At 66.1% G+C, this 25,350-nt stretch carries 23 protein-coding genes; 13 read left to right on the top strand and 10 right to left on the bottom strand.

Translation table 11 applies throughout. From position 1 onward, the window contains the following. Positions 1-63: 63 nt before the first annotated feature. The 3 genes from GV068_RS08045 (at position 64) to GV068_RS08035 (ending at position 5,417) form a co-directional block, all read left to right on the top strand. Entirely contained in the window at positions 64-2,085 is a 2,022-nt protein-coding gene (locus tag GV068_RS08045) for a Cache 3/Cache 2 fusion domain-containing protein (protein ID WP_159696833.1), read from the top strand. 152 nt (positions 2,086-2,237) lie between these two features. Further along, the gene (locus GV068_RS08040) at positions 2,238-4,265 is read left to right on the top strand and encodes a Cache 3/Cache 2 fusion domain-containing protein (protein ID WP_159696832.1); all 2,028 of its coding nucleotides are present in this window, start codon (positions 2,238-2,240) and stop codon (positions 4,263-4,265) included. Positions 4,266-4,325: 60 nt separating this feature from the next. After that, positions 4,326-5,417 (top strand): low specificity L-threonine aldolase, encoded by a 1,092-nt coding sequence (locus tag GV068_RS08035; RefSeq protein ID WP_159696831.1) that lies wholly within the window; start codon positions 4,326-4,328, stop codon positions 5,415-5,417. Here GV068_RS08035 and GV068_RS08030 read toward each other — a convergent pair. Beyond that, complete coding sequence (locus tag GV068_RS08030) at positions 5,414-5,755, bottom strand: hypothetical protein (RefSeq protein ID WP_159696830.1); 342 nt, start codon at positions 5,753-5,755, stop codon at positions 5,414-5,416. The two genes, GV068_RS08035 and GV068_RS08030, sit on opposite strands and share 4 nt — an antisense overlap. A gap of 63 nt (positions 5,756-5,818) precedes the next feature. Between GV068_RS08030 and GV068_RS08025 the strand changes: the two genes are divergently transcribed. The 8 genes from GV068_RS08025 (at position 5,819) to GV068_RS07990 (ending at position 14,529) form a co-directional block, all read left to right on the top strand. Next, entirely contained in the window at positions 5,819-7,765 is a 1,947-nt protein-coding gene (locus GV068_RS08025; protein ID WP_159696829.1) for a hypothetical protein, read from the top strand. 78 nt (positions 7,766-7,843) lie between these two features. Further along, complete coding sequence (locus GV068_RS08020) at positions 7,844-8,503, top strand: glutathione S-transferase family protein (RefSeq protein WP_159704733.1); 660 nt, start codon at positions 7,844-7,846, stop codon at positions 8,501-8,503. An 82-nt stretch (positions 8,504-8,585) separates the two neighbouring features. Then, a complete protein-coding gene (locus GV068_RS08015) occupies positions 8,586-9,029 on the top strand; it encodes an SRPBCC family protein (RefSeq protein WP_159696828.1) in 444 nt (147 codons plus the stop codon). Between the two features lie 80 nt (positions 9,030-9,109). Next, a complete protein-coding gene (thyA, locus tag GV068_RS08010) occupies positions 9,110-9,904 on the top strand; it encodes a thymidylate synthase (protein ID WP_159696827.1) in 795 nt (264 codons plus the stop codon). A 90-nt stretch (positions 9,905-9,994) separates the two neighbouring features. After that, the gene (locus tag GV068_RS08005) at positions 9,995-10,540 is read left to right on the top strand and encodes a dihydrofolate reductase (protein WP_159696826.1); all 546 of its coding nucleotides are present in this window, start codon (positions 9,995-9,997) and stop codon (positions 10,538-10,540) included. After that, positions 10,537-11,181, top strand: coding sequence for a DUF4337 domain-containing protein (locus GV068_RS08000; protein WP_159696825.1), 645 nt, complete (start codon positions 10,537-10,539; stop codon positions 11,179-11,181). Before GV068_RS08005 ends, GV068_RS08000 begins: the two co-directional genes overlap by 4 nt. Before the next feature lie 174 nt (positions 11,182-11,355). Further along, positions 11,356-13,614, top strand: a complete 2,259-nt coding sequence (locus GV068_RS07995) for an arginine/lysine/ornithine decarboxylase (RefSeq protein ID WP_159696824.1) — start codon at positions 11,356-11,358, stop codon at positions 13,612-13,614. A gap of 66 nt (positions 13,615-13,680) precedes the next feature. Beyond that, complete coding sequence (locus GV068_RS07990) at positions 13,681-14,529, top strand: sigma-70 family RNA polymerase sigma factor (RefSeq protein ID WP_159696823.1); 849 nt, start codon at positions 13,681-13,683, stop codon at positions 14,527-14,529. Here GV068_RS07990 and GV068_RS07985 read toward each other — a convergent pair. The 5 genes from GV068_RS07985 to GV068_RS07965 all read right to left on the bottom strand — a co-directional run bounded on the left by GV068_RS07985 (position 14,516) and on the right by GV068_RS07965 (position 18,030). Beyond that, positions 14,516-15,172 carry a cation transporter gene (locus GV068_RS07985; RefSeq protein WP_159696822.1) on the bottom strand — a complete coding sequence of 219 codons (657 nt, stop codon included), beginning with the start codon at positions 15,170-15,172 and terminating at the stop codon, positions 14,516-14,518. The genes GV068_RS07990 and GV068_RS07985 overlap by 14 nt on opposite strands. 56 nt (positions 15,173-15,228) lie before the next feature. After that, positions 15,229-15,795, bottom strand: a complete 567-nt coding sequence (gene dcd / locus GV068_RS07980) for a dCTP deaminase (protein ID WP_036247129.1) — start codon at positions 15,793-15,795, stop codon at positions 15,229-15,231. A gap of 37 nt (positions 15,796-15,832) precedes the next feature. After that, entirely contained in the window at positions 15,833-16,648 is an 816-nt protein-coding gene (locus GV068_RS07975; protein WP_159696821.1) for an alpha/beta fold hydrolase, read from the bottom strand. Between the two features lie 64 nt (positions 16,649-16,712). Further along, positions 16,713-17,576: an intradiol ring-cleavage dioxygenase gene (locus GV068_RS07970; RefSeq protein ID WP_159696820.1), complete on the bottom strand. Its 864-nt coding sequence runs from the start codon at positions 17,574-17,576 to the stop codon at positions 16,713-16,715. 16 nt (positions 17,577-17,592) lie between these two features. Next, positions 17,593-18,030 carry a Spy/CpxP family protein refolding chaperone gene (locus GV068_RS07965; RefSeq protein ID WP_159696819.1) on the bottom strand — a complete coding sequence of 146 codons (438 nt, stop codon included), beginning with the start codon at positions 18,028-18,030 and terminating at the stop codon, positions 17,593-17,595. A 136-nt stretch (positions 18,031-18,166) separates the two neighbouring features. Here GV068_RS07965 and GV068_RS07960 point away from each other — a divergent pair, with 136 nt between their 5' ends. Both GV068_RS07960 and GV068_RS07955 read left to right on the top strand, forming a co-directional pair. Beyond that, entirely contained in the window at positions 18,167-18,853 is a 687-nt protein-coding gene (locus tag GV068_RS07960) for a response regulator transcription factor (RefSeq protein ID WP_159696818.1), read from the top strand. Position 18,854: 1 nt separating this feature from the next. Next, positions 18,855-20,237, top strand: a complete 1,383-nt coding sequence (locus tag GV068_RS07955; protein ID WP_159696817.1) for a cell wall metabolism sensor histidine kinase WalK — start codon at positions 18,855-18,857, stop codon at positions 20,235-20,237. 4 nt (positions 20,238-20,241) lie between these two features. On the opposite strand, the gene GV068_RS07950 is transcribed toward GV068_RS07955, so the two are convergent. The 4 genes from GV068_RS07950 to GV068_RS07935 form a co-directional block, all read right to left on the bottom strand. After that, positions 20,242-22,599, bottom strand: a complete 2,358-nt coding sequence (locus GV068_RS07950; protein WP_159696816.1) for a DNA internalization-related competence protein ComEC/Rec2 — start codon at positions 22,597-22,599, stop codon at positions 20,242-20,244. A 36-nt stretch (positions 22,600-22,635) separates the two neighbouring features. After that, positions 22,636-22,944: a PAAR domain-containing protein gene (locus GV068_RS07945; RefSeq protein WP_229463895.1), complete on the bottom strand. Its 309-nt coding sequence runs from the start codon at positions 22,942-22,944 to the stop codon at positions 22,636-22,638. A gap of 82 nt (positions 22,945-23,026) precedes the next feature. Beyond that, entirely contained in the window at positions 23,027-24,127 is a 1,101-nt protein-coding gene (locus tag GV068_RS07940; RefSeq protein ID WP_159696814.1) for a T6SS immunity protein Tli4 family protein, read from the bottom strand. Next, positions 24,124-25,293, bottom strand: a complete 1,170-nt coding sequence (locus GV068_RS07935; protein WP_159696813.1) for a T6SS immunity protein Tli4 family protein — start codon at positions 25,291-25,293, stop codon at positions 24,124-24,126. Before GV068_RS07935 ends, GV068_RS07940 begins: the two co-directional genes overlap by 4 nt. Between the last annotated feature and the right edge of the window lie 57 nt (positions 25,294-25,350).

Raw genomic sequence — 25,350 nt, 5'->3', positions numbered from 1 at the left:
CTTGTTGTCAGATGGAAATAGATGAAAGTATGATGGCGTCCGTGATCGCTCCCATCTACTTTCATGCACAATAATAAATTCCATCCGTCCAACTGGACCCTCGGCACCCGCATCAGTGTGATCACCTTCGCCCTGATGGGCACCACCATCGCCGCTCTGCTGGTGGTGATCACCTTTGCCATTTCCTCGATGCTGGAAGAGCGCGCGGCCGCCAGCGTCGCCAGCGAGCTGCGCAGCGTCGCCAACACCGTGGACATGTTCGACCGCGGCGCCAGCAACCAGGTCCGCAGTTTCGGCAAAATTTTTATGGATTCGCTGCAAGGCGGATTCGAGCTCGATACGGCCAGCCCGGTCGACATTGGCGGCAAATCCACGCCCGCGCTCAAGCTGGGCGGCAAGGTCCTGAACCTCGATTTCAGCGTGCCCGACGGCTTCAGCGCCGAGACCGGCGGCAGCGCCACCGTCTTCGCCGCCGATGGCGAGGACTTCGTGCGCATCAGCACCTCGATGAAAATGGAAAACGGCGAGCGCGCGGTCGGCACCAGCCTGGACCGCACCGGCCCGGCCTACGCCGCCCTACGCCAGGGCCGCAGCTACCTGGGCCTGGCCACCCTGTTCGGCAAGCAGTACCTCACCCACTACGAACCGGTGCGCGACGCCGCCGGCAAGGTGGTGGCGGCGCTCTATGTCAGTGTAGACGTCAGCCAGGACCTGGCGCTGCTGAAGGACCGCATCCGCGCCATGAAGGTCGGCGAGACCGGCTACTTCTACGTGCTGGACGCGGCGCCGGGCAAGAACTGGGGCAATTTGATCGTCCATCCGGCCAAGGAAGGCAGCAACATCGCCGAAAGCCGCGACGCCGACGGCCGTTTTTTCATCAAGGAGATCCTCGAGAAGAAGGAAGGCAGCATCCACTACTTCTGGCAGAACCCGGGCGAATCGAGCGCGCGCGAGAAGTTCGTCGTCTACACCTACGTCAAGGACTGGAACTGGGTGATCGGCGGCGGCACCTACCTCGACGAGATCACCGCGGCCGCCACCCAGTTGCGTAACCGCTTCATCGCCTTCGGCATGCTGGCCCTTGGCGTGCTGGCCTGCGTGCTGTACACCACCATGCGCGCCAAGGTCTCGCGTCCGCTGGCCGAAGTGCGCGACGTCGCCAAGCGCATCGCCGACGGCGACCTGACCGCGCAGGTAGCGGGGCAGCGCCGCGACGAGATCGGCCTGTTGAACGAGGCCATCAACACCATCGGCGCCGGCCTGTCGACCGTGGTCGGCAAGGTGCGCGAAGGCGCTGAGCAGATCGCCAACGCCTCGCAGGAAATCTCGGCCGGCAACCTCGACCTGTGCCAGCGCACCGAAGAGCAGGCAGTCAGCCTGGCCAGCACCGCGTCTTCGATGGACCAGCTCACCGCGACCGTGCGCCAAAATGCGGACAATGCGCGCCAGGCCAACCAGCTGGCGCTGAACGCCTCTACGGTCGCGCAACAGGGCGGCGCCACCGTGGCCCAGGTGATCGAGCGCATGGACGCGATCAGCCAGTCGTCGCGCAAGATCTCGGACATCACCAGCGTCATCGACGGCATCGCCTTCCAGACCAATATCCTGGCCCTGAACGCGGCCGTGGAAGCGGCGCGCGCCGGCGAACAGGGGCGCGGCTTCGCCGTGGTCGCGAGCGAAGTGCGCAACCTGGCCCAGCGCTGCGCCGCCGCGGCAAAGGAAATCAAGGGCCTGATCGATGCGTCCAACGGCGAAGTCGACGCTGGCAGCAAGCTGGTGGCGGAAGCCGGCGTGACCATGAACGAGGTGCTCTCGAGCGTGGCGCGCGTGACCGACATCATGGCCGAGATCACCGCCGCCAGCCAAGAACAGACCAGCGGCATCGAGCACATCAACCGCTCGGTGGGCGAAATGGATGAAGCGACCCAGCAGAACGCCGCCCTGGTCGAGCAAGCCAGCGCCGCGGCGCAGGCGATGCAGGACCAGGCCGCCGAACTGGCGCGCTCCGTGCGTGTATTCCGTATCGGCGACGACGAGCACGGCCTGCCGGCGCCGGCCCGGCGCCCGTCTCTCGCGCTGCGCTGAGTTGTTCATGACAAGGTGACATCGGATTGCTTGCCATGCCGGCAAGTGTGTTGCGGCGCTGCCGCGCCAAAGGGAGGGTTGGCGCAACAAATGTTGCGTTGCGGAAAATCATCAAGGTATGATGCGGGAGCCTTCAGCTCCCGGATCCCCTCATGATTTCCCATCAATACCGCCCTGCCAACTGGAACGTCGGCACCCGGATCAGTGCCATCAGCTTCGTCCTGATGGGTACGATCATCGCCGCGCTGGTCGCGATGCTGACCCTCACGACCTCCAGCATGCTCGAGGAGCGCGCCACCCAGAGTGTCGCGAACGAGTTGCGCAGCGTCGCCAATACGGTGGAGATGTTTAACAAGAGCGTCAGCAGCGAGGCCCGCAGTTTCGGCCGGATCTTCCGCCACGGCCTGCCCGGCAGTTTCGAACTCGACACGGCGAACACCGTCGACATCGGCGGCAAGGCCACGCCCTCGCTCAAGCTGGACGGCAAGCTGCTGAACCTCGATTTCAGCGCACCCGACACCTTCACCGCCCAAACCGCGGGCAACGCCACCATCTTCGCCGCCGACGGCGAGGACTTCGTGCGCGTCACCACCTCGGTCAAGAAGGAAAACGGGGAGCGCGCCGTCGGCACCAAGCTCGATCGCAACAGCCCGGCTTACTCCGTTCTGCGCGCGGGCGGCACCTACATCGGCCTGGTGACCCTGTTCGGCAAGCAGTACATCACCCAGTACGAACCGGCGCGCGACGCCGCCGGCAAGGTCGTGGCGGTGCTCTACGTCGGGGTCGACATCAGCGAAGACATGAAGGTCTTGAAGGACCGCATCCGTGCGATCAAGGTCGGCGATACCGGCTACTTCTTCGTGCTGAACGCCGCGCCGGGCAAGGGGTATGGCGATCTGCTGGTGCACCCGGCCAAGGAAGGCAGCAACATCCTCGACAGCCGCGCCGCCGATGGCCGCTTCTTCATCAAGGAAATCCTGGAGAAGAAGAACGGCAACATCCACTACGACTGGACCAATCCGGGCGAAAGCGCCGCGCGCGAGAAGTTCGTCGCCTACACCCACATCAAGGACTGGAACTGGGTCATCGGCGGCGGCACCTACCTCGACGAGATCACCGCCGCCGCGACCGTGCTGCGCAACCGCTTCATCCTGATCGGCCTGGCCGCGCTGGCGGTGCTGGCCGCGATCCTGTACGCCGTGGTGCGCGCCGCCGTCGCGCGTCCGCTGGCCCAAGTGCGCGACGTGGCCAAGCGCATTGCCGAAGGCGACCTGACCGCACGGGTGGACAGCACCCGGCGCGACGAGATCGGCCTGCTCACGGAGGCCATCAACACAGTCGGCGCCAGTTTGTCGACCGTGGTCGGCAAGGTGCGCGAAGGCGCCGAGCAGATCGCCAATGCCTCGCAGGAGATCTCGGCCGGCAACCTCGACCTGTGCCAGCGCACCGAAGAGCAGGCAGTCAGCCTGGCCAGCACCGCGTCCTCGATGGACCAGCTGACCGCGACCGTGCGCCAGAATGCGGACAACGCACGCCAGGCCAACCAGCTGGCGCTGAGCGCCTCCACCGTCGCGCAACAGGGCGGCGCCACCGTGGCCCAGGTGATCGAGCGCATGGACGCGATCAGCCAGTCGTCTCGCAAGATCTCGGACATCACCAGCGTCATCGACGGCATCGCCTTCCAGACCAATATCCTGGCCCTGAACGCGGCCGTGGAAGCGGCGCGCGCCGGCGAACAGGGGCGCGGCTTCGCCGTGGTCGCGGGCGAAGTGCGCAACCTGGCCCAGCGCTGCGCCGCCGCGGCCAGGGAAATCAAGGGCCTGATCGACGCCTCCAACGGCCAGGTCGACGCTGGCAGCAAGCTGGTGGCCGAAGCCGGCGTGACCATGAACGAGGTGCTCTCGAGCGTGGCGCGCGTGACCGACATCATGTCCGAGATCACCGCCGCCAGCCAGGAGCAGACCAGCGGCATCGAGCACATCAACCGCTCGGTGGGCGAAATGGATGAAGTGACCCAGCAGAACGCCGCCCTGGTCGAAGAAGCCAGTGCCGCCGCCCAGTCCATGCAGGACCAGGCAGCCGAGCTGGCCCGCGCGGTGCGCCTGTTCCGCCTTGCGGAAGACAGCGCGGCAAGTGCCGTTTCCGGCCCCAAGGCCCGGCTCGCGCTCGCTGCACGCTGATCCGCTTCACCGCGCCGGCAGCTTCGGTGTAGAGTGGCAGGCTTCCGACTGGAGCCTGCCTTGAACGACACCGAACTGCAACGCCGCTGCCACACCATCTTTCCGGGCCACCGCGCCCGCCCTCCCGCCGAACTGTTCGCCGCCATGGCCGCCTGGTGCGAAGCCCAGGGCGTCGAGCATGACGTCTACGGCCAGGGCGTTTTGCTGCAGGAATTCGAAGCGAAAATCGCACGCCTGCTCGGCATGGAAGCGGCGGTATTCTGCATCAGCGGCACGATGGCCCAGGTGACCGCGCTGCGCCTTGCCTGCCAGGACCGCGCGCGCGACCTGGTGGCGCTGCACCCGACTTCGCACATTTTTGTCCACGAGCGCTCCAACTACCAGCTGCTGGGGCACTTCAAGGCGCTGCAGGCGGGAGATCGCCATCGGCCCTGGTTCGTTTCCGACCTGGCCGCAATTCCCGACAGGCTGGGCGCGGTCGGCATCGAACTGCCGCTGCGCGAGATCGGCGGCCAGCTTTCGCCCTGGGCGGAACTCGAGGCGATCAAGGCGCACTGCAGGGAACGCGGGACCCACCTGCACATGGACGGCGCGCGCCTGTGGGAAGCCACCGCCGGCTATGGCAAACCGCTGCACGAGATCGCGACGGGCTTCGATTCCGTCTACGTCTCGCTGTACAAGGGGATCGGCGGCCTGGGTGGCGCCATGCTGGCGGGGACGCGCGAATTCGTCGAGCGCGCCGCCGAATGGTTCCGGCGCGAAGGCGGCAACGTCATCCACCGCTCACCCTACGTGGTTGCGGCGGCGATGCAGTTCGACGAGCGCCTGGCCGCGATGCCGGACTACTTCCGGCGCACCCAGTTCCTGTACGAGGCGCTGGCGGCCCATCCCATCATCCGCGTGAACCCGGCCGCGCCCCAGGCCAACATGCTGCACCTGCATCTTCCGGTGCCGCCGGAACGCGCGCTGGCGATCCGGCGCGCGCTGGCCGAGCGCCATGGCATCTGGATGTTCAACCGCATCGCCAGCGCCACCCTTCCCGGCACCAGCTCTTTTGAACTGTACGTCGGAGACAACCTTTTGCATGCGCCGGACGACAAGGTGCACGCAGCCCTGGCGCTGTTCGCGCAGGCGCTGGCGGCCGAAGCCTAGCCGCCGTCCTGCGGCGGCAGCGCCGCGTACCACTGCGCGTAAGGCGTATTGGCTACCATGCGCCGGTTGTAGTCGGGCGCGCCGTCGTTCCACCACACCGGGCCGCGCTCACCGAGACCGCGTTTGGCCGCATCGACGTCGGCGCGCGCCGCGTGCTCCGCCTGCACATCGCCTGCGCGCTTGGCCACGCCGACCTGGCGGCGCGCCCGCATCAGCCGGTCGACCAGCTCCTGCCGCACGTCAGGCGCGAGCGCGGGATTGCTGGTGCGCCAGAGGCGGCCCTTGACGACGAAGTAGCGGCCGTCCGGCGTGCCGGGATAGCGTGGAGAATTGGGCATCGCCGCACTATACGCCCCAGCCGCCTGCAGCGTCGCGGCGCTGGCTTGCTAGAATTGCAGCTTATGACCCAGCCCGCTTCCATTCCACGACTTGCCTTCGCCAGGGCGCCGCTACTGGCGCGCGCGCTAGCCGCCTTCCTGTGCGCCTTGTTCGCGCTGCTTTGCCTGTCCAAGGCGCGCCTGATCGGCGACGGCATGGAATACCTGACGATGGCGCAGGGCTTCGTCGCACATGGCTCGCCCGAGCTGCGCCGCAGCGACGTCGAGGCGATCAAGGCCATGCCGCCGGCGGCGCTGGCGCGCGGAGGACTGCCGGCCGACCTGCTCGAGCGCACCTACCAACGCGTCGCGCAGGAAGGGGCGATCGAGGGCGGCTACGCGCGCGCCCAGGACGGCGGCGTGCAGGCGATCCACTTCTGGCTGTATTCGCTGCTGGCCGCGCCCTTCCACCTCCTGGTAACCCTGCTCGGCAAGAATCCCTTCATGTCCCTGGTCGCGCTGAACCTGGCGATCCTGCTGGCGGGCGCGCTGTGCCTGCGCGCCTGGCTGCCGCACATCAAGCTGCCGGAGCTGGCACTGGCCGCGCTGCTCGGCCCCCTTTACTACACCGTCTGGATCGGCCCCGAAGTGATGGCGGGCGTCTGCGTGCTGCTCGCCACCCTGGCCGCGCTGCGCCGCGACCTGCCCATGACGGTGCTGCTGGCCGGCCTGGGGGCCACCCAGAATCCCTCGATCGCCGGCCTGATCCCCGCCGCGGGCGCCTACGCGCTGCTGTACCGCGCCTTCCCGGCGGCGGCGCTGTTCCCGCCGCGGCCGCAGCCGGCGTCGCGGCTGCGCGCCGGCGCGCTGGTGGCGGTCGGCATCGTCGCCGCGGCCCTGCCCTTCCTGTACAACCAGGCCCTGTTCGGGATGCCGAGCATTATCAGCCGCTACTACTTCGACCTCGGCCTGGTGACGCCGGAGCGCCTGTTCTCCTTCCTGTTCGACCTGAACCAGGGCCTGGTGATCGGCCTGCCCGCCCTGCTGTCCACCGCCGCCGTCGTACTGGTCGCGGGCGAACCCGGCCGGCGCCGCATCTGGCTGCTGCACCTGGCGATCGCCGTGCTGCTCATGCTGGGCATGGCGCTGCCGACCCTGGCTGCCACCAACTGGAACAGCGGCGCCCTGTTCGTCCCGCGCTACGCCTACTGGACTTCGATGCCCATCCTCGCGGTCTGCCTTGCGGCCCTGGTGCGCCTGGATACCCGCACCCGCGTGCTGGCGCTGGTGCTGGCCGTCGTCCTGCAGGGCCTGGCCGGCTATCAAGCCTACCGCGGCAGGACGCCGGCCTTCATCGCGCAGGGCCGCGTGGCCGACTGGGTGCTGGACCATGCGCCGCGCTACTACAATCCCGACCCAGAGATCTTCGTGGAGCGCGAGCGCCACAATGACGGCATCATGAGCTACGACGACGTCGTCATCCACCGCGGACCGGACGGTCCGACCAAGCTGCTGCGCTACTGGTCGAACGCGGGCGACGGCGGCATGTGCGCGCCCGGCACGCAGCTGGCCGCCGACCATGTGGTGAACCTGGCCTCCGGCTGGCGCTACTACAACGCGCCGCTGCGCTGCGAAGCGAGCACGAATGCCGCCCTGCGCATCGCGGTCGGGCCGTCGATGCCGGACATCCTCGCGGGCGGCTGGTCGAGCGTGGAAGGCAGCGCGGTCTGGACCGACGGTCCACGATCCTCCCTGCGGGTGCAGCTCCCGGCAGGACGGCGGGTCGCGTACCTCGGTATCGATGGCCGCTACTTCGACGGCGTGCGCGCTTCGCGCGTGCGCATCAACGGCATCGACCTGGGCGAACGCGAGCTCGGGCGCGGGCTGCTTTCGATTCCGCCAGCCCTTGCCTCCGCCCCGCAGCTGGACATCACGCTCGAACACACGCTGCCGCCGCGGCCACCCCAGGCTGGCGACCAGCGCGCGCTCGGCTTCTTCCTGCGCGGCGTGCTGGTCGAATTCCGGCCATGAACCGATTCGCGCGGACGGCCGCCAAACTCTGCTAGAGTCATGCGGCACAACGCCGATCCACTTGACAAGGAATCCGCCATGCCGCTGGTGCTCTACGGTCATCCATTTTCTTCCTACACGCAGAAGGCCCTGATCGCGCTGTACGAGAACGACATCCCCCATGAGTTCCGTTCGCTCGATCCCGAGACGCCCCAGCACGCGCCGGAATGGCTGCGCCGCTGGCCGCTGCGCAAGTTTCCGCTGCTGGTGGACGGCGAGCGCAACGTGGTCGAGACCAGCATCATCATCGAATACCTGCAGCTGGCCCATCCCGGTGCGGTGCGCCTGATCCCGGGCGATCCGAGGGAGGCCCTCGGCGTGCGCTTCCTCGACCGCTTCTTCGACCTGCACGTGATGGATCCGGTGCAGCAGGCGGTGGCCGGCGCGCTGACCGGCGACGCCGCCAAGCGCGAGGATGGCGTGCTGCTTGCACGCGAACGGCTGGAACGCGCCTATGCCTGGCTGGAGGGCGAACTGGCTGGCCGCACCTGGGCCGCGGGCGAAGCCTTCTCGCTGGCCGACTGCGCCGCCGCCCCATCGCTGTTCTATGCCGACTGGACCCACCCGATCGGCGCCGACTACCCGGCCGTCACCAGCTACCGCGCGCGCCTGCTGGCCCGTCCGTCGTTCGCGCGTGCAGTCGACGAGGCGCGCCGTTTTCGCCACTACTTCCCGCTCGGCGCGCCGGCAGGCGATTAAAAGATCGGGCGCTGGATGTCGAATCGGCGCCATGTCGTTCGTCGTGCCGGCAGAGGGATGTCCTCGACCAAGGGAGACCATCATGTCCGCCAATACCGTCCAGCTGCACCGCGTCTTCAAATCAAGCCCCGACCGCGTCTACCGCGCCTTCACCACCCCGGGCGCTTTCGCCAAGTGGCTGCCGCCATACGGCTTCTTCGCCACCGTCCATGACATGGACAGTCGGGTTGGCGGGGCTTACCGCATGTCCTTCACGAACCTCACCACCGGGGACAGCCATTCCTTCGGCGGCGAATACCTCGAACTGGCGCCCGGCCGGCGCGTGCGCTATACCGCCGCCTTCGACGATCCTCATCTGCCCGGGCAGATGCAGACCACCGTCGACTTGCACGAGGTGAGTTGCGGCGTCGAGGTCCGCATCGTGCAGGAAGGAATTCCCGAGATGATCCCGGTCGAATCCTGCTACCTCGGCTGGCAGGAGTCGCTGATGCAGCTGGCGACCCTGGTCGAACCGGAGATCAAATAGTTAGGCAAACGCAGTCCGTATTGACAACTTTGCCGCCGCACTCGGTTACAATATCGGGCTGTCACCCATAGTCCATCCGAATGCGCCAATACCTCGAGTTCATGCGCCATGTGAAAGAGCATGGCGCGGTCAAGACCGACCGCACCGGCACCGGCACGCTGTCGGTCTTCGGCTACCAGATGCGTTTCGACCTGCAGCAGGGCTTCCCCCTGCTCACCACCAAGAAGGTCCACCTGAAGTCGATCATCCATGAGCTGATCTGGTTCCTGCAGGGCTCGACCAACATCGCCTACCTGAAGGAAAACGGCGTCAGCATCTGGGACGAATGGGCAGACGCCAACGGCAACCTGGGCCCGATCTATGGCTACCAGTGGCGCAGCTGGCCGACGCCCGACGGCGGCCACATCGACCAGATCACCCAGGTGCTGGACCAGATCCGCAACACCCCGGACTCGCGCCGCATGATCGTCTCGGCCTGGAACGTGGCCGACGTGCCGAACATGAAGCTGCCGCCCTGCCACGCCTTCTTCCAGTTCTACGTGGCCGACGGCAAGCTGTCCTGCCAGCTGTACCAGCGCAGCGCCGACATCTTCCTGGGCGTGCCCTTCAATATCGCGTCCTACGCGATCCTGACCCACATGATGGCCCAGCAGGCAGGTCTGGAAGTGGGCGACTTCATCTGGACCGGCGGCGACTGCCACCTGTACAGCAACCACATGGAGCAGGTCGACCTGCAGCTGTCGCGCACACCCAAGGAGCTGCCGCGCCTGGTGATCAAGCGCAAGCCGGAGTCCCTGTTCGACTACCGCTTCGAGGATTTCGAGGTGACGGGCTACGATCCGGATCCGGCGATCAAAGCGCCGGTGGCTGTCTGAATGCCGCCACGCGCCGTGCATATTGCTTGACTTTCTGCTTACAAAGAGACAACATTTTAAACTGGAAATTACTTAAGAATGGTGACGGGAATGGGCAATGGGGTATCGCACCAGGTGCTTGCGGAAGGCAGCGTGAGCAGTGAGCCCACGCCGCGCCTGACCCTGGTGGTGGCGATCGATGCCCAGCGCGGCATCGGCGTCGACAACCAACTGCCTTGGCACCTGCCGGAAGACCTGGCCCATTTCAAGCGCGTCACGCTGGGCAAACCGATCGTCATGGGACGCAAGACCTTCGACTCGATCGGGCGCCCGCTGCCCAAGCGCCGTAACATCGTCGTCACCCGCAATCCTGACTGGACCCACGACGGCGTCGAGGTGGCGGGTTCGCTGCAGGCCGCCATCGAGCTGCTCGCCGGCGAGCCGGCCAGCATCATCGGCGGCGCCCAGATCTTCACCGAATCCATGGCCCTGGCCGACTGCATGATCGTTACCGAGATCGATCATGTGTTCCGCTGCGACACCTTCTTCCCGCCGATCGACCCAGCCCTGTGGCAGGAAACGGCGCGCGAAGTCCATCATTCCGAGGCGAACGGCTACGGCTACGCCTTCGTCACCTATACCCGAAGGAAAGCATGAACATCACGGACCAGGCAATTCGTACCCCGGGCACGCGGGGTGGAGACGGTTTTGCCGGCAAGGTGGCGGTCCTGATCGCCATCCTGGCCACGCTCGGCACCATGTTCGGCTTCATCGGCAGCGCCTCGCACAACAATGCGGCCCTGTACAAGAGCAATGCGGCGATCGAGAAGACCAGTGCGGCCAATGCCTGGGGCCATTACCAGGCCAAGACCAGCCGCCAGAACCTGGCCGAGCTCGCATCGGAAATGCCGGGTGTCGACCAGGCCCATTACCGCGAAGAGATGCGCCGCTACGGTGTCGAGAAGGACGCGATCCGCAAGGAAGCGGAACGCTTCGAAGCGGTCTCGAGCGAGTGGAATGCCCTGTCCGAGAAAGAGCTGCACCGCCACCGCCAGTGGGCCGCCGCCTCGGTGGCGCAGCAGATCGCGATCTCGCTGGCCGCCATCACCCTGCTGTCGCGCCGCACCTGGCTGCTGACCCTGACCAGCGCGGTCGCCGCCTTTGGCGTCACGCTGGCCTTCTTCGCCGCGATCCAGGCAGATCCGATGCCGTTCAGCGCCGGGCCGCTGATGGCCGCGGTCGGGGCGGCCGTCCTCACCGAAGCCTTCCGCCGGGTCGGGCGCAGGCTTGCGAGCTAGTGTGCGCCAGCAATTGCGTGAACTGCTTAGTCTTCATAGCTAGATTCGCAAAATAATTGCACCGGCGCGCCTGATTTCTGCGAAAATCCGTTTCCTCTTTTTTCCGGTGCCGTGGCCGGCGGATCGACCCATCGGGGTCAGCCGCTTCCACGGCGCTTAGCTTTGGAGCTGTCCATGAAATTTCGTTTCCCCATCGTCATTATTGACGAGGACTTCCGTTCCGAGAACACCTCCGGTCTCGGCATTCGCGCACTCGCGGCCGCGATGGAGCAGGAAGGCATGGAGGTGCTCGGCCTGACCAGCTACGGCGACCTGTCGCAGTTCGCCCAGCAGCAGTCGCGCGCCTCGGCCTTCGTCCTGTCGATCGACGACGAGGAATTCGGCGGCGGCTCGGTCGAGGAAACCGATTTCGCCCTGACCCGCCTGCGCGCCTTCGTGCTCGAGATCCGCCACAAGAACGCGAACATCCCGATCTACATCTACGGCGAGACCCGCACCAGCCGCCACATCCCGAACGACATCCTGAAGGAGCTGCACGGCTTCATCCACATGTTCGAGGATACCCCGGAATTCGTTGCACGCCACATCATCCGCGAAGCCAAGGCCTACCTCGATTCGCTGGCGCCACCCTTCTTCCGCGCGCTGGTCAACTACGCCTACGACGGCTCCTACTCGTGGCACTGCCCGGGCCACTCGGGCGGCGTCGCCTTCCTGAAAAGCCCCGTGGGCCAGATGTTTCACCAGTTCTTCGGTGAGAACATGCTGCGCGCCGACGTCTGCAACGCGGTCGAGGAACTCGGCCAGCTGCTGGACCACACCGGACCGGTCGCCAAGTCCGAGCGCAATGCCGCGCGCATCTACAATGCCGACCACTGCTACTTCGTGACGAACGGCACCTCGACCTCGAACAAGATGGTCTGGCACAGCACCGTGGCGCCGGGCGACATCGTGGTGGTCGACCGTAACTGCCACAAGTCGATCCTGCACTCGATCATCATGTGCGGCGCGATCCCCGTGTTCCTGATGCCGACCCGGAACAACCTCGGCATCATCGGCCCGATCCCGCTGGAAGAGTTCACGCCCGAATCGATCGCCCGCAAGATCGAAGCGAATCCGTTCGCACGCGATGCGGTGAACAAGAAGCCGCGCATCCTGACCATCACCCAGTCGACCTACGACGGCGTGGTGTACAACGTCGAGACCCTGCGCGAAATGCTGGACGGGAAAATCGACACCCTGCACTTCGACGAAGCCTGGCTGCCGCACGCCGCCTTCCACAGCTTCTACCAGAACATGCACGCGATCGGCGAGAACCGCCCGCGCGCCAAGCAGTCGATGATCTTCTCGACCCAGTCGACCCACAAGCTGCTGGCCGGCCTGTCTCAGGCCTCGCAGGTGCTGGTGCGCGAATCGGAAACCGTGAAGCTCGACCAGGATGCCTTCAACGAGGCCTACCTGATGCACACCTCGACCTCGCCGCAGTACTCGATCATCGCGTCCTGCGACGTCGCCGCCGCGATGATGGAAGCGCCGGGCGGCACCGCCCTGGTGGAAGAATCGATCCTGGAAGCGCTGGACTTCCGCCGCGCCATGAAGAAGGTCGACGCCGAGTTCGGCGACGACTGGTGGTTCAAGGTCTGGGGCCCGGACGTGCAGTCGGAAGAAGGCATCGGCACCCAGCAGGACTGGATGATCCACGCCGAGGACGACTGGCACGGCTTCGGTAAACTGGCGCCGGGCTTCAACATGCTCGACCCGATCAAGTCGACCATCGTGACCCCGGGCCTGTCGCTCGACGGCCGTTTCGGCGAGACCGGCATCCCGGCATCGATCGTGACCAAGTACCTGGCCGAGCACGGCGTCATCATCGAGAAGTGCGGCCTGTACTCGTTCTTCATCATGTTCACCATCGGCATCACCAAGGGCCGCTGGAACACCCTGGTGACGGCGCTGCAGCAGTTCAAGGACGACTACGACCGCAACAAGCCGATGTGGCAGGTGATGCCGCAGTTCGCTTCGGCCAATCCGCGCTACGAGAACCGCGGCCTGCGCGAGCTGTGCACCGAGATCCACCTGTTCTACAAGCAGTACGACGTGGCACGCCTGACCACCGAGATGTACCTGTCGGACATGGTCCCGGCGATGAAGCCGTCGGACGCTTTCGCGAAGATGGCGCACCGCCAGATCGAGCGCGTCGCCATCGACGAACTCGAAGGCCGCATCACCGCGATCCTGCTGACGCCTTACCCGCCGGGCATTCCGCTCCTGATCCCGGGCGAGCGCTTCAACAAGACCATCGTCGACTACCTGCGCTTCGCGCGCGACTTCAACGAGCGCTTCCCGGGCTTCGAGACCGACGTGCACGGCCTGGTCAAACGCGAGGTGGACGGCAAGCGCGGCTACTTCGTGGACTGCGTGATGCAGGACGCGTAAGCGGTCTGCTCGAAACGAAAAGAGGAGCCGCGCGGCTCCTCTTTTTTTGCGCTAAGCTGGCGGGTCATGGACCCCACCCTCTTCTTCACCGAACGCCGCCCGCGCCTGCAGCGCATCGCCTACCGCATGCTCGGCTCCGTCGCGGAAAGCGAGGACGTGGTGCAGGATGCCTGGCTGCGCTGGCACGGCGCCGACCGCGCCGCCATCATCGAGCACGAGGCCTGGCTGGTGCGCACGGTGACGCGCCTGTGCCTCGACGTGCTGAAATCCGCGCGCGTCAAGCGCGAGCAGTACGTCGGCCCCTGGCTGCCCGAGCCCTTCATCGAAGCAAGCGACGAGGGTGACGACATCACCCTGCCCCTGATGCTGGCGATGGAGCGCCTGTCGCCGCTGGAGCGCGCGGCCTTCCTGCTGCACGACGTGTTTGAGCTCGATTTCAAGGAGGTCGGCGAAGCGATCGGCCGTGAGAGCGCCGCGGCGCGCCAATTGGCCAGCCGCGCCCGCACGCACGTCGCCAACGCGCGTCCGCGCTTTCCGGTGCCGCTCGAGGAACAGCAGCAGATCGCCGGCGCCTTCTTCGCGGCCACGCGCGAGGGCGACCTCGCGCAGCTCAAGCAGCTCCTGGCCGATAACGTGGTGTTCTACGGCGACGGCGGCGGCAAGCGCAGTGCGGCCGTGAATCCGATCCATGGACTGGACAAGGTGGCGCGCTTCCTGCACGCGCTGGCGCAGAAAGGATGGAGCAAGGCCGAGGTGCTGCGCGAAGCCCTGATCGGCGGCTTGCCGGGACAAGTCACCCTCGAGGCGGACGCGCTGCCGCAGGCGATGGCGGTGCAGATCGACGGAGGCAAGGTCACGGCGATCTACGTCGTGCGCAACCCCGACAAGCTCGGGCACCTGGCTAGCGGCGCTTGAGCTCCACGGTGGCGGCAAGGGGCGCTGCCGCGGAGCGCAGTTCACGGCGCGCCTGGGTGATGACGGAATAGGCCGCCGTCAGGCCGAGCAGGCCCATGATGGTGGCGACCAGCAGGTCCGGAATGCCGCTGCCGGTCTGGGCCACGCCCAGCGCCGCCAGCATCACGGCCACGTTGCCGATCGCATCGTTGCGCGTGCACAGCCACACCGAACGCATGTTGGCGTCGCCGTTGCGATAAGCGTAGAGCAGCACGGCTGCCAGGCAGTTGGCCGCCAGGGCCGAGAAACCGATCCAGCCCATGGTGTGCGCTTCCGGCACGCTGCCGGTGCGCAGGTGCCAGAAGGCGCTGCCCAGCACGAAGACGCCATAGCCGCCCATGGTCGCGCCCTTCACCAGCGCGGTGCGCGAACGCCAGACCGGCGCCAGGCCCAGGACGAACAGGGAAATACCGTAGTTGGCGGCGTCGCCGAGGAAGTCGACCGCGTCGGCGAGCAGCGAGACCGAGCCGGCGCTAAGTCCGCCGACGATCTCGACGCCGAACATCAGCGCGTTGACCCAGAGCGCGATCCAGAGGATGCGCCGGTATTTCGGATCGGCGGGCGGCTTGCCGGAGGAGCAGCCGCCGCTACAGCAGTCGGACATGGTGGCTCAGCCCATCGATATGATTCATTTTCGGCAGCCTGCCACGAAAAAATGAATCAGGTTTTCGGCAAGGTGACGCCGTGCTGTCCCTGGTACTTGCCGCCGCGGTCCTTGTACGAAGTCTCGCAGACTTCGTCGGATTCGAAGAACAGCACCTGGGCGCAGCCTTCGCCCGCGTAGATCTTGGCCGGCAGCGGCGTCGTGTTCGAGAACTCCAAGGTCACGTAGCCTTCCCATTCCGGCTCGAACGGGGTCACGTTGACGATGATGCCGCAGCGCGCATAGGTCGATTTGCCGAGGCAAACGGTCAGCACGTTGCGCGGGATGCGGAAGTACTCGATGGTGCGGGCCAGCGCGAAGGAGTTCGGCGGGATGATGCAGACATCGCTCTTCACGTCCACGAAGGAATTCGAGTCGAAATTCTTGGGGTCGACGATGGTGCTGTTGATGTTGGTGAACACCTTGAACTCGTCGGCGCAGCGGATATCGTAGCCGTACGACGAAGTTCCCCACGAAATGACCCTGCGACCGTCCGATTCGCGCACCTGGCGCGGCTCGAAGGGTTCGATCATTCCGGTCTCTTCCGCCATGCGGCGGATCCATTTATCGCTTTTGATAGCCATTGTCGATATTCCAAGAAATCAATCCCGCGATTTTACGCTAAATGACCGCCTCCGGCACCTTCACCGGCAGCAGCCGTTGAATCATTTCATGCGTGAGGCGCGCGGTCTCCTCCGGTTTCTCGAGCGGATACAGATGCCCGCCCTCGATCATCACGAGGTTGCCGCCCACCAGCTTGCGGGTCGCATCCAGTCCGGCCTGGCGCAGTTCCTCGGAGGTGGTGCCGGCGATGAAACCGATCGGCAGCGGATACGGTTCGCGGATGATCGCGCCCATGTGGTGCGGGAGGGTGTTGTAGATCCGGGTTTCGACAGCGCGGTCGAAGCGCAGCTGCACGCCTTCCGGATGCGGCTTCAAACCATGCTCGAGGTAATCGTCGAGCGCGCCCGGCGCCCAGGCCTGGAACATCGGCTTCGCCATGAAGTGCTGGTAGGCCGCGGCGCGGTCGGGCCAGACATTACGGCGGCGCTCCGAAAAGCGCGCCGGCGAAAAACGCGAACCCATGCCGCGCCGCTTCACCAGCTTCCACAGGAAGGCGCGCCAGCCGGCCACCACGGGCGAATCGAGCATCACGACGGCGCGCGCCAGGTCTGGGCGCTGCTTGGCCGCCATCATGCTCAGCATGCCGCCGAGGGAATGGCCGACCAGGATCGGCGGCTGCTCGTAGGCCTCCAGGTGGTGGATCAGTTCGTCCACCAAGCCGTGCCAGCCATCGCCCACCGGGAAACGCGGGTCGTGGCCGAACATGTCCTGGGCGCGCACCTCGTAGTGCTCGCCCAGGGCCTGGAACAGCCGGCTATAGGTGCCGGCGGGATAGCTGTTCCCATGGGAGAAATGCAGCAGGGGTTTGCTCATGGACACGGCCTGGTGATGTTGACAACGGCCATTGTAAAGAAAGACGCCCCGCCGCGAACCCCATTTAGAAGGAAACGCCTACAGTCAGCGTCGCCACGTAGCCCTGGGTGGGATTGCCGGTGACGGTCGCCATTTGCAGCGCAGTACCGTCGCTGAACACCATGTCGGTCGCAAAGCTGATACGCGCCAGGTTGCTGACGCTGGCGCTATAGCCACTGGTCGCATAGGCCTCGTTCGTTGTCGCCAGCGGGAAGGCGAACTGCGAGGTCTTGATGCGGTTCGACGCATTGCTCGCTTTGGCCAGCGTCGGATAGACCTCGAAGTGCACGTGCGGCATGCGGCCGTCGTAGCAGCCCGGGAAGATGGTCTGGAAAGTGACCACACCCTGGCTGTCCGCTTCCTGCACGCCGCGCAGGAAGTTCTCGCCCGTGATCCCGCTCGAATACATCGAGTAGCCGCCCTCGCGGGTACAGTGCCACAGGTAGACCGCGGCGCCGCTCGCCGCCGCGCAGTTGGCGGCCACGTTCACCAGCTGCAGGCGAATCGTCAGCGGGATCCCCTGCGCCACACCGGTCGCCCCGGCCACGCTGGCGCGGATGTCGCTGCGCACGATGCCAGACAGGACCAGCGCATTCGCCACGCCGCTGGCATTGCGGTTGGTGCCGTCGCCCGGATAGGGGCCGCCGGTTTCTTCCGGGATGACCGAGCAGACGTTGCCGCTGCTGCCTGTGCCGCCCGTGCTGCCGGTGCTGCCGCTGCTGCTGGTGGACGATGCGGTGGCGCTGCTGTCCTCGCTGCTGCCGCCGCAGCCCGCCAGCGGGATCGCGGCGGCGCCGGCGAACAGCCAGCGCAGCGACTGGCGCCGGCTGGCGGCGCCGGCGAGCATGCGTTCGAGGTCTTCGCTCAAGGTGGTGTGGTCGTGTGCCATGGTTCTTCTCCTGGGGTCAATCGCGCGGGCCGCGCGGCGCACGGTCCTTGCGCTGCGCTTCGCGCTGCTGCGGGGTGAGCAGGGCCATCGCCTGGGCTTCGGTACGCACGCGCAGCAGTTCGTCGGCGGCCACCGCCTGGCCCAGCGCCTGGGCCGCCGCGGCGGCTTTGGCGTCGTCGAAACTGGCGCTGGCGGCTGCCTCGCGCAGGGCCTCGTGCGCCTTGCGCCGCGCCTTGTCGATCTCGCGGCGCTTGGGCGCCGCCTCGTGCATGATGGCGAACAGGCGATCCTGCTGGGCCTCGCTCAAGTCGACGCCGCGCAGGAAGTGCGGACCGGGACCGCCCGGGCCGCGGTCCAGGCCTGGAGGCGGTGGCCCGTCCTGGGCAAAGGCCGGCGCGCCGGCCAGGCAGGCGGCCGCCAGCAGGGCGGCGGCGCGGAGGGAAGTGAATGTCATGCTCGTGTCCTTCATGGGTTTCGGTGGCTGCATTCTGCTGTCCCGCCATGTAAAACGCGGTAGGACCCGTGTAAATCCGGGTAAAACTGCTCAACAAGCAACAGTCGAGCTGCGCGCCTTTTGCTATGCTGATGACATGAACCATGTTTTACTCATCGACGACGACGTCGAACTCGTCGGAATGTTTTCCGAGTACCTCGAACAAGAGGGTTTTCGCACCACTTGCGTCCACAATGGCGCGGACGGGGCGCGCGAGGCCCTGCGCGGCGACTATGCGATCGCCGTCCTCGACGTGATGATGCCCGGAACGAACGGTATCGACGCCCTGCGCCAGATCCGGGCCGCCAGCCGCATCCCGGTCCTGATGCTGACCGCGCGCGGCGACGATGCGGATCGCATACTCGGCCTGGAGCTCGGCGCCGACGATTACGTCGCCAAACCCTGCACCCCGCGCGAACTGACGGCGCGGGTGCGCGCCATCCTGCGCCGCACCCATGCCGCGGCCGGCGCCGGCCCCGGCGCGGTGCTCAGCGTGGGTAAGCTCAGCATGTACCCGGAACAGCGCCGCGCCACCTGGGACGGTGCGGTGGTGGAGCTGACCAGCACCGAATTCAACCTGCTCGAGGTGCTGGCGCGCCATGCCGGACGGGCTGTCAGCAAGAACGAGCTGTCGGAACAGGGCCTGGGCCGGCCGCTGGCGCGCTTCGACCGCAATATCGACGTCCACCTGAGCAGCCTGCGCCAGAAGCTGGGCATGCTGGCCGACGGCCGCTCTCCCCTGCAAACGATCTACCGCCAGGGCTACCAGCTGATACGGGACTGACATGGGCCGCCTGTTCTGGAAATTCTTCCTCTGTATACTGCTGGCCCAGCTGGCCGCCGCGGTCGGCATCGGCGGCGCCTTCTGGCTGCGCGAACGGGCCCGCAGCCAGGCTGCCGAACTGGATACCGGTCCGCCGGCCTGGATCGCGCTCGACGCGGCCGCTGCCACGCTCCGGCATGGCGGCCTGCCCGCCCTGCGCGGCATGGTGGGCGAGCTGCAGCGCCCCCAGGTGCTGGTGCTCGACCATCTCGGACAGGAGCTGCTGGGCCGCCCTGTGCCGCCCGGGCTGGCGGCGGAAGCCAAGCGCCAGCTGGCCTCGGGCGAGGCGGCGCGCGGCGTGCGCCGCCTGGCGGGGCCGGACGGCGCGGACTACATTGCCTTCGTGCGGCGCCCGGCGCGTGGAGCGCCGCCGGGGATGATCGAGGGCGGAGCCCCGCGGCCGGGCATGCTCGGCGCAGGGCCGCCGCCGGGGCCGGGTCCGGGCTTCGGCCACCGCGTCGGTCAGGTGGCGGGCATCGTCGCGGCTACCCTGGCCAGCCTGCTGTTTGCCGCCCTCCTCGCCTGGTACTTTTCGCGCCCGATCCGCGCCCTGCGCAGCGCCTTCGAGGCCGCGGCCGCCGGCGACCTGGCGCCGCGCTTCGCCAAGGGCGGCCGCGCGGGCGACGAGCTGAGCGACCTGGGACGCGACTTCGACCGCATGAGCGCACGGCTAGCCGCCCTGATGGACGGCCAACGCCGTCTGCTGCACGACGTCTCGCACGAACTGCGCTCGCCGCTCGCGCGCCTGCAGGCCGCGGTCGGCCTGGCGCACCAGCAGCCGGACAAGATCGGCTCCTCGCTCGACCGCATCGAGCGCGAAAGCATGCGCATGGATAAGCTGGTCGGCGAGCTGCTCACCCTGTCGCGCCTGGAAGCTTCACCCAAGCTGACGCGACGCGAGCAGCTTGACCTCACCGAACTGGCCGACCAGATCGCCGCGGATGCGCGCTTCGAAGCCGGCCCCTGCGTGCCCCGCATCGAGGTGCAGGCGCCGGGTGCGGTGGTCGTCCACGGCGACCCGGACCTGCTGTGGAGCGCGCTGGAGAACGTGGTGCGCAACGCGATCCGCCACGGCGGCAGCGGCGGCTGCGTCGAGATCGTGCTGCACGCGGCCGATGGCCAGGCCCACGTGGACGTCCTCGACCGTGGCCCGGGCATCGCGCCGGCCCACCTCGACGCCATCTTCCAGCCCTTCTTCCGCTCGCACCCGAACAACGTCGATGGCCATGGCCTGGGCCTGGCGATCGCCCAGCGCGTCATGGCGGCGCATGGCGGCGGCATCGGCGCCTTCAACCGCGACGGCGGCGGCCTGCGGGTGCGACTCAGCCTGCCGTTGCAGGCCTGAGGAGCTACTGGCCGTACCAGTAGCGCCGGCGCTCGGCGCGGAACTCGCTCACCTCCAGCCTCTTACTGAAACGTAGCGTGACGGCGCCCGAATCGTCGGTGCGCAGACGGCGGATGCCTAGATTGCCGTAACGTTCGTAGACCTCTTTTTTGGGGTGGCGATAGCGATTGCGATAGCCCACCTGGAACACGCCGACCTGGGGATCGACGGCATCCAGGAAGGCCGCAGTGGACGAGGTGCCGCTGCCGTGGTGCGGCGCCAGCAGGACGTCGGCGCGCAACTGGCCCTGCGCGCTGCGCAAGAGCTGCCCTTCCTGCGCCGCCTCGATGTCCGCCGCCAGCAGCATCGCGCGGCCGCCAGCGCTCACGCGCAACACGCAACTGCGCGCATTGGCCCTCAAGTCGGCCTGCTGGTACGAATCGGGGTCGGGACCCAGCATCTCGAAGCGCACGCCGTCCCACGACCATGCCTGGCCGGCCGCGCAGCGACTGTGACGCCGCGCCGCATGCACGACAGGGTGGCCGCTCCCCAGCGAGGAATGGACCTGTGCGACCGCGACACCCTTGATCAGTGTGCGGGCGCCGCCGGCGTGGTCGACGTCGCTGTGCGAGACCACCAGCGCGTCCAGCTGGCCGATGCCGCGACCCCTCAGGTAAGGCAGCAGGATGCGGCCAGCGGCATCGGACCCGGGCGCATACTGCGGACCGGCGTCGTACAGCAGGCGATGGCCGCTGGTTTCGACCAGCAGGGCCATGCCCTGGCCGACGTCGAATGCCGTCACCGTGAAGCTGCCGGCAGGGGGCGCGGTCGGCAGCTGGGTGAGCATCGGCGCCCAGGCCGCGAGCCCGGCCCACCGGTGCGGCCAGCCGCGCGGCGCCAGCATCCAGAAGGTGCCGGCCAGTGCCAGCACGAAGATCCACGGCGATGGTGCCGGGGCGTTTGCGACCGCCACCGGGCTGGCGGCCAGCAGCGCCAGGCCGTCGGCCAGCAGCTCGACCGCCAGGTGGGCCAGGCCGAGCACCCAACCCGCCAGCGGCGCCGGCAGCAGTGCGCCGACCAGCGCCAGCGGCGTCACGAACAGGCTGATCACCGGGATGGCGATCGCGTTCGCGAACGGGCTGGCCAGGGACACCTGGGAAAACAGCAGCATCGTCAGCGGCACCAGGCCGATCGTGACCGCATACTGGGTCTGGGCCGCCATCGACAGCGTGCGGCGCCAGCCGGCCGCGGGCTGTACCCGGCCGAGATTCGCGTACAGGATGACCGCCACCGCGCCAAACGAGAGCCAGAAGCCGGCGCCGAGCACCGCCCAGGGGTCGATGAGGATAACGACGGCCAGCGCCAGGCACAGGACGTGAGAGAGCGCCACGACGCGCCCGAACCACAGCGCCGCCGCCACCGCCGCCAGCATGTAGAAGGTGCGCTGCGCCGGCACGCCGAAGCCGGCCAGCAGCACATACAGCAGCGCCACCAGCGCGCCCGCCAGCGCCGCCGCTTTCTGGGCCGGCAGGCGCAAGGGCAACGCGGCGTCCTCCAAGAGAAAAGAACGGCGCCACAGTGCGGACACGGCCCATGCCGCAAGGCCCGCCACCATCGTGATGTGCAGGCCCGAGATCGACACCAGGTGGCTGATGCCGGTGCGGTTGAAGACGTCCCAGTCCGATTGGGGGATGCCGCGCTGGTCGCCGATCACCAGCGCCACGATCACGCCGGCATAGCGCTTGCCGTCGAGCTGCTGCAGGATGTGCCGGCGCAGCGCAGCGCGGGCGCGTTCGACCACATGGCCGAAACGCAGCACGAAGGCATCCAGGCGCTGGTTGCGCGCACCGGCGGGGCGCACGTAGCCGGTGGCGCGTATCCCCTGCTCCAGCACCCAGGCTTCGTAATCGAAGCCGTAGGGGTTCGCATTCCCGTGCGGGCGCTGCAGGCGCACGACCAGCTGCCAGCGTTCGCCCGGCTGCACCGCCTCGTCCGGGCCGTCGGCGCCGGCCAGCTGGCCATACCACGAAACGGCGATGCGCTTCGGGACGGTCGCACCAGGCGTCAGCACGCGCTCGACGTGCAGGTTGAAGCGCGCGCCGCCTTCGAACTCGTGCGGCAAACTGTCGACGGTGCCGACGATGACCACGTCCCTGCCCTCCATCTCGCGCGGCAGGCCGTCGGCGATCGCCAGATGCGCCAGCAAGGCCGCCCAGGACGCGCCGAACAAGGCGGCGGCGATCATGGCCGCCAGTTGCCTGCGTAAGGCGCACAGGGCGAGCGCGCTAGCGGCGGCGCCGGCTACGCAGGGTGGTGAAGGGAGTTCCGCGCAGGACTGCAGCCAGCAAACGCCGACGAGGAAAGCGAGGATGGCGCAGCGCATGGCTCCGGGCCGCGGGAAGCGCGCGATCGCTGGCGGTTAGATCGACGGACTGTCGTCGACGATCTGGAAGTCGTCGAAGCGGTCGGCCAGGAGTTTCGGCGGTGGCGAGCAGCCGCATACGCACAGGTCGTCGCTCAGCGCGTACTGCTTTCCCTCGGCCTGGTCCGGCAGACGCGGCGCCACACACTGGATCACGCCCTGTTCGCCGCATGCGGGACAGTCGACCGGATCGCCTTCCCGCGCCAGCGGGATGCCATCGAGGGTCGTGAATGTGCCGGATGCCTTCACGATGCCATCGGCCGTCGTCTGCGCGCCGTCGCGGATGTAATAGCGCTTGTGGCTCACCCCAGCTCTCCTGGATGCGGAAAGCTGGAATGTAACTGAGCTGTCTAACCTAACATTGCGCGATCGCATAATAGCCGCGTGCCTAAAATTGGCCGTGAGGCTTTTCGAGATCTCGCAATGGCTTAGCCGGAATCCTTAAACGGACGCTTGAAGATATTTTGTCCCATAAACCCACTGCGGCGTCTGCTGAAAGGGAACCAGGTGCTCCAGCGATTTCGCCCTTCTTAACCATTCTGAGGACCAGGTGGGGATAGAGCACATTGTCTTCGCTCCCATTCACCTCCCACCAGAAACTAGAAGTCATCGATTGATTTTCTTCGATGCTCTGTCTGACCAGCTCCTCCCCAACGAGGCCAGCAATTTCTCGCGGCGCCGCTCGAACTTTCTTGATCCGCATCCGGTCGACGAAGGGTAGTCGCGATTCAGCCGCTGCACTTCTCGCGAGGAGTCCCTCCGAATCGGGTTTGGTGCCAGCGGAAAGGATCAGCATGAGTTCGATCTCAGGGTGACTCGGCAGTCTGACAAACATCGTAGTTTGCTCACCCTGCTCCGCCCTGAGCGGATCGCGGACATACGCTCGATCAATGCAGAACCCTGGTTCGTCAGGGACAGAAAAGCCGGGATTTGGCACCAGCTTTGCAATCAAAGCCGGCAAGTTTCCAACCTGGTCCGGGTCGTAATACTCGGCGCCGAAATCAAAGCTGACACCCTCGAAATGGAGCAAGGCTTCGACCGCAACTCCTTCGTTCCGAAAGCGCTCCAGTTCGAGCCCGCGTGCTCGGGTACCTTCGGTCACTCGACGGCTGTGCACTATCAGCTTTCCCGTAACGCCATTCGCACCACCCATTTCCTCGACCTGTTCGAGCGTACTTCCTTTTTCGAGGACCGCGTCTGTGCCAGTCAGGTTAGCTATTCGTCCCGCGAGGCGTTCGTCGAACTCCGTCTTTGTCTCATACAGCGCACTGATATCGAAACCATCGATGTTCGATCGCGCAAATTCGATCTGAGCTTCGGCAGGGATGTCGATCAATATCCGGCCGACGCATACCGTTTTCATCGTTGCGGTAAGTCGGGTTAGAACGCGCTTCTCGCGCTCGATTCCTATGGATGGATTTGGAACGAGCGCAGCAAAAGCGATTCCGGCAACTGCAAGCGTTACCGCGACCGAATACAATCGCCTCATGTCGTCCCCGATGGAACATCGCACAATAGCTGGCACCAATTGCCGGCCCAATCGTGGCTGCCGATGGGGATAAACAACTTTGCGGACACGCGAACTTGTGGCCTTCCCCCTGGACGTAAACGAATACTCGACGAAATCTTGTCCCACAATTCTAATACAGCGTCTTCTGACATCGACGTCTTGACGGGACCATCATCGCCTTTCCCGGTAGTCATCGAAAACACAAGGTGTGGAGTGAACACATCGTCTTCCGTACCATTCAGTTCCCATCGAAAGGTGTACACCTGAGCATCACTCCTGTCTACGACGCGCCTGATGAGCTCTTCCCCTGCCAAACCTCCGATCGAACGCGGCTGGGCACGCAATCGAGTGACCCGCATTTTCTCAGCCAGTGAAAGTCGATTTTCAGAAGCGGCTCCCCGCTTGAGGAGCCCATCGTTGTCAGGTTTAGCGCCAGCTGCGAGGATTAACAGCAAGTCGAAATCTGGATGACTGGGCAGCTTGGCAAACATCGTGATTTGTTCTCCCTGGTCTGCACGAAGCGGATCGCGAATATAAGCTCGATCAAGACAGAACCCAGGCTCGCCAGGAGTTTCGCTTCGTGGATTTGGCACCAGCTGGGTGACGAGCTTGTGTATTTCGTCCAGCTTTTCCGGAAAGTAGAAATCCGAGCCGAGGTCGATACTCACGCCGTCACCGTGCACGAGCGCTTCGACAGCGATACCTTCATATCGGTAGTGTTCGGTCTCCAGTCCATTCCCGGCCGTTCCCTCATTCACCGCTCGGCTGTGAACAAATATCTTGCCTACCAAGCCACTTGCCGTACTCACCTCTTTGACCGACTCAAGGCTCTTATTTCCGCCAAGACGGTCCGGCTTGGCCTTGAGTTCTGCTTCCCGCCGAGCGATACGGGCGTTGAATTCGTCGGTCGATTCCATTAATGTCGCAATATCGAAGCCGTTGACACTGGCCCTCCCAACGTCTATCTGCGCCTGTTCAGGCATGTCGATCAGAAACCTGCCGACGCATACAGTCCTCATCTTCTCGGTCAATCGCGTCATCTGAGGCTTACCGCGGTTGCCGTGCCCTTCCCAAGTCCTTCCGAAAATCGCAATGACAAGTGCGCCTAACAGGACTACCAATCCAATAGGGGACGAATTACTCATTTCAGTTCCGCTAGATTCCGATTTGCAGCCGCTCGGCGAGTCGGCCGTGCGTGCACC

The organism is Massilia sp. 9I (assembly GCF_902506415.1).
In the GTDB taxonomy this organism is placed as follows: domain Bacteria; phylum Pseudomonadota; class Gammaproteobacteria; order Burkholderiales; family Burkholderiaceae_D; genus Telluria.
The sequence above is the reverse complement of the archived record's forward strand: the minus strand, read 5'-3'. Positions and strand labels throughout refer to the sequence as shown.

Excerpts from the sequence above, each read along its gene's own strand:
- GV068_RS08045 (WP_159696833.1), top strand. The coding sequence starts at position 64 with ATGCACAATAATAAATTCCATCCGTCCAACTGGACCCTCGGCACCCGC.
- GV068_RS08040 (WP_159696832.1), top strand. The coding sequence starts at position 2,238 with ATGATTTCCCATCAATACCGCCCTGCCAACTGGAACGTCGGCACCCGG.
- GV068_RS08030 (WP_159696830.1), bottom strand. The coding sequence starts at position 5,755 with ATGCCCAATTCTCCACGCTATCCCGGCACGCCGGACGGCCGCTACTTC.
- GV068_RS08025 (WP_159696829.1), top strand. The coding sequence starts at position 5,819 with ATGACCCAGCCCGCTTCCATTCCACGACTTGCCTTCGCCAGGGCGCCG.
- GV068_RS08020 (WP_159704733.1), top strand. The coding sequence starts at position 7,844 with ATGCCGCTGGTGCTCTACGGTCATCCATTTTCTTCCTACACGCAGAAG.
- GV068_RS08015 (WP_159696828.1), top strand. The coding sequence starts at position 8,586 with ATGTCCGCCAATACCGTCCAGCTGCACCGCGTCTTCAAATCAAGCCCC.
- thyA (WP_159696827.1), top strand. The coding sequence starts at position 9,110 with ATGCGCCAATACCTCGAGTTCATGCGCCATGTGAAAGAGCATGGCGCG.
- GV068_RS08005 (WP_159696826.1), top strand. The coding sequence starts at position 9,995 with ATGGGCAATGGGGTATCGCACCAGGTGCTTGCGGAAGGCAGCGTGAGC.
- GV068_RS08000 (WP_159696825.1), top strand. The coding sequence starts at position 10,537 with ATGAACATCACGGACCAGGCAATTCGTACCCCGGGCACGCGGGGTGGA.
- GV068_RS07995 (WP_159696824.1), top strand. The coding sequence starts at position 11,356 with ATGAAATTTCGTTTCCCCATCGTCATTATTGACGAGGACTTCCGTTCC.
- GV068_RS07990 (WP_159696823.1), top strand. The coding sequence starts at position 13,681 with ATGGACCCCACCCTCTTCTTCACCGAACGCCGCCCGCGCCTGCAGCGC.
- GV068_RS07985 (WP_159696822.1), bottom strand. The coding sequence starts at position 15,172 with ATGTCCGACTGCTGTAGCGGCGGCTGCTCCTCCGGCAAGCCGCCCGCC.
- dcd (WP_036247129.1), bottom strand. The coding sequence starts at position 15,795 with ATGGCTATCAAAAGCGATAAATGGATCCGCCGCATGGCGGAAGAGACC.
- GV068_RS07975 (WP_159696821.1), bottom strand. The coding sequence starts at position 16,648 with ATGAGCAAACCCCTGCTGCATTTCTCCCATGGGAACAGCTATCCCGCC.
- GV068_RS07970 (WP_159696820.1), bottom strand. The coding sequence starts at position 17,576 with ATGGCACACGACCACACCACCTTGAGCGAAGACCTCGAACGCATGCTC.
- GV068_RS07965 (WP_159696819.1), bottom strand. The coding sequence starts at position 18,030 with ATGACATTCACTTCCCTCCGCGCCGCCGCCCTGCTGGCGGCCGCCTGC.
- GV068_RS07960 (WP_159696818.1), top strand. The coding sequence starts at position 18,167 with ATGAACCATGTTTTACTCATCGACGACGACGTCGAACTCGTCGGAATG.
- GV068_RS07955 (WP_159696817.1), top strand. The coding sequence starts at position 18,855 with ATGGGCCGCCTGTTCTGGAAATTCTTCCTCTGTATACTGCTGGCCCAG.
- GV068_RS07950 (WP_159696816.1), bottom strand. The coding sequence starts at position 22,599 with ATGCGCTGCGCCATCCTCGCTTTCCTCGTCGGCGTTTGCTGGCTGCAG.
- GV068_RS07940 (WP_159696814.1), bottom strand. The coding sequence starts at position 24,127 with ATGAGGCGATTGTATTCGGTCGCGGTAACGCTTGCAGTTGCCGGAATC.
- GV068_RS07935 (WP_159696813.1), bottom strand. The coding sequence starts at position 25,293 with ATGAGTAATTCGTCCCCTATTGGATTGGTAGTCCTGTTAGGCGCACTT.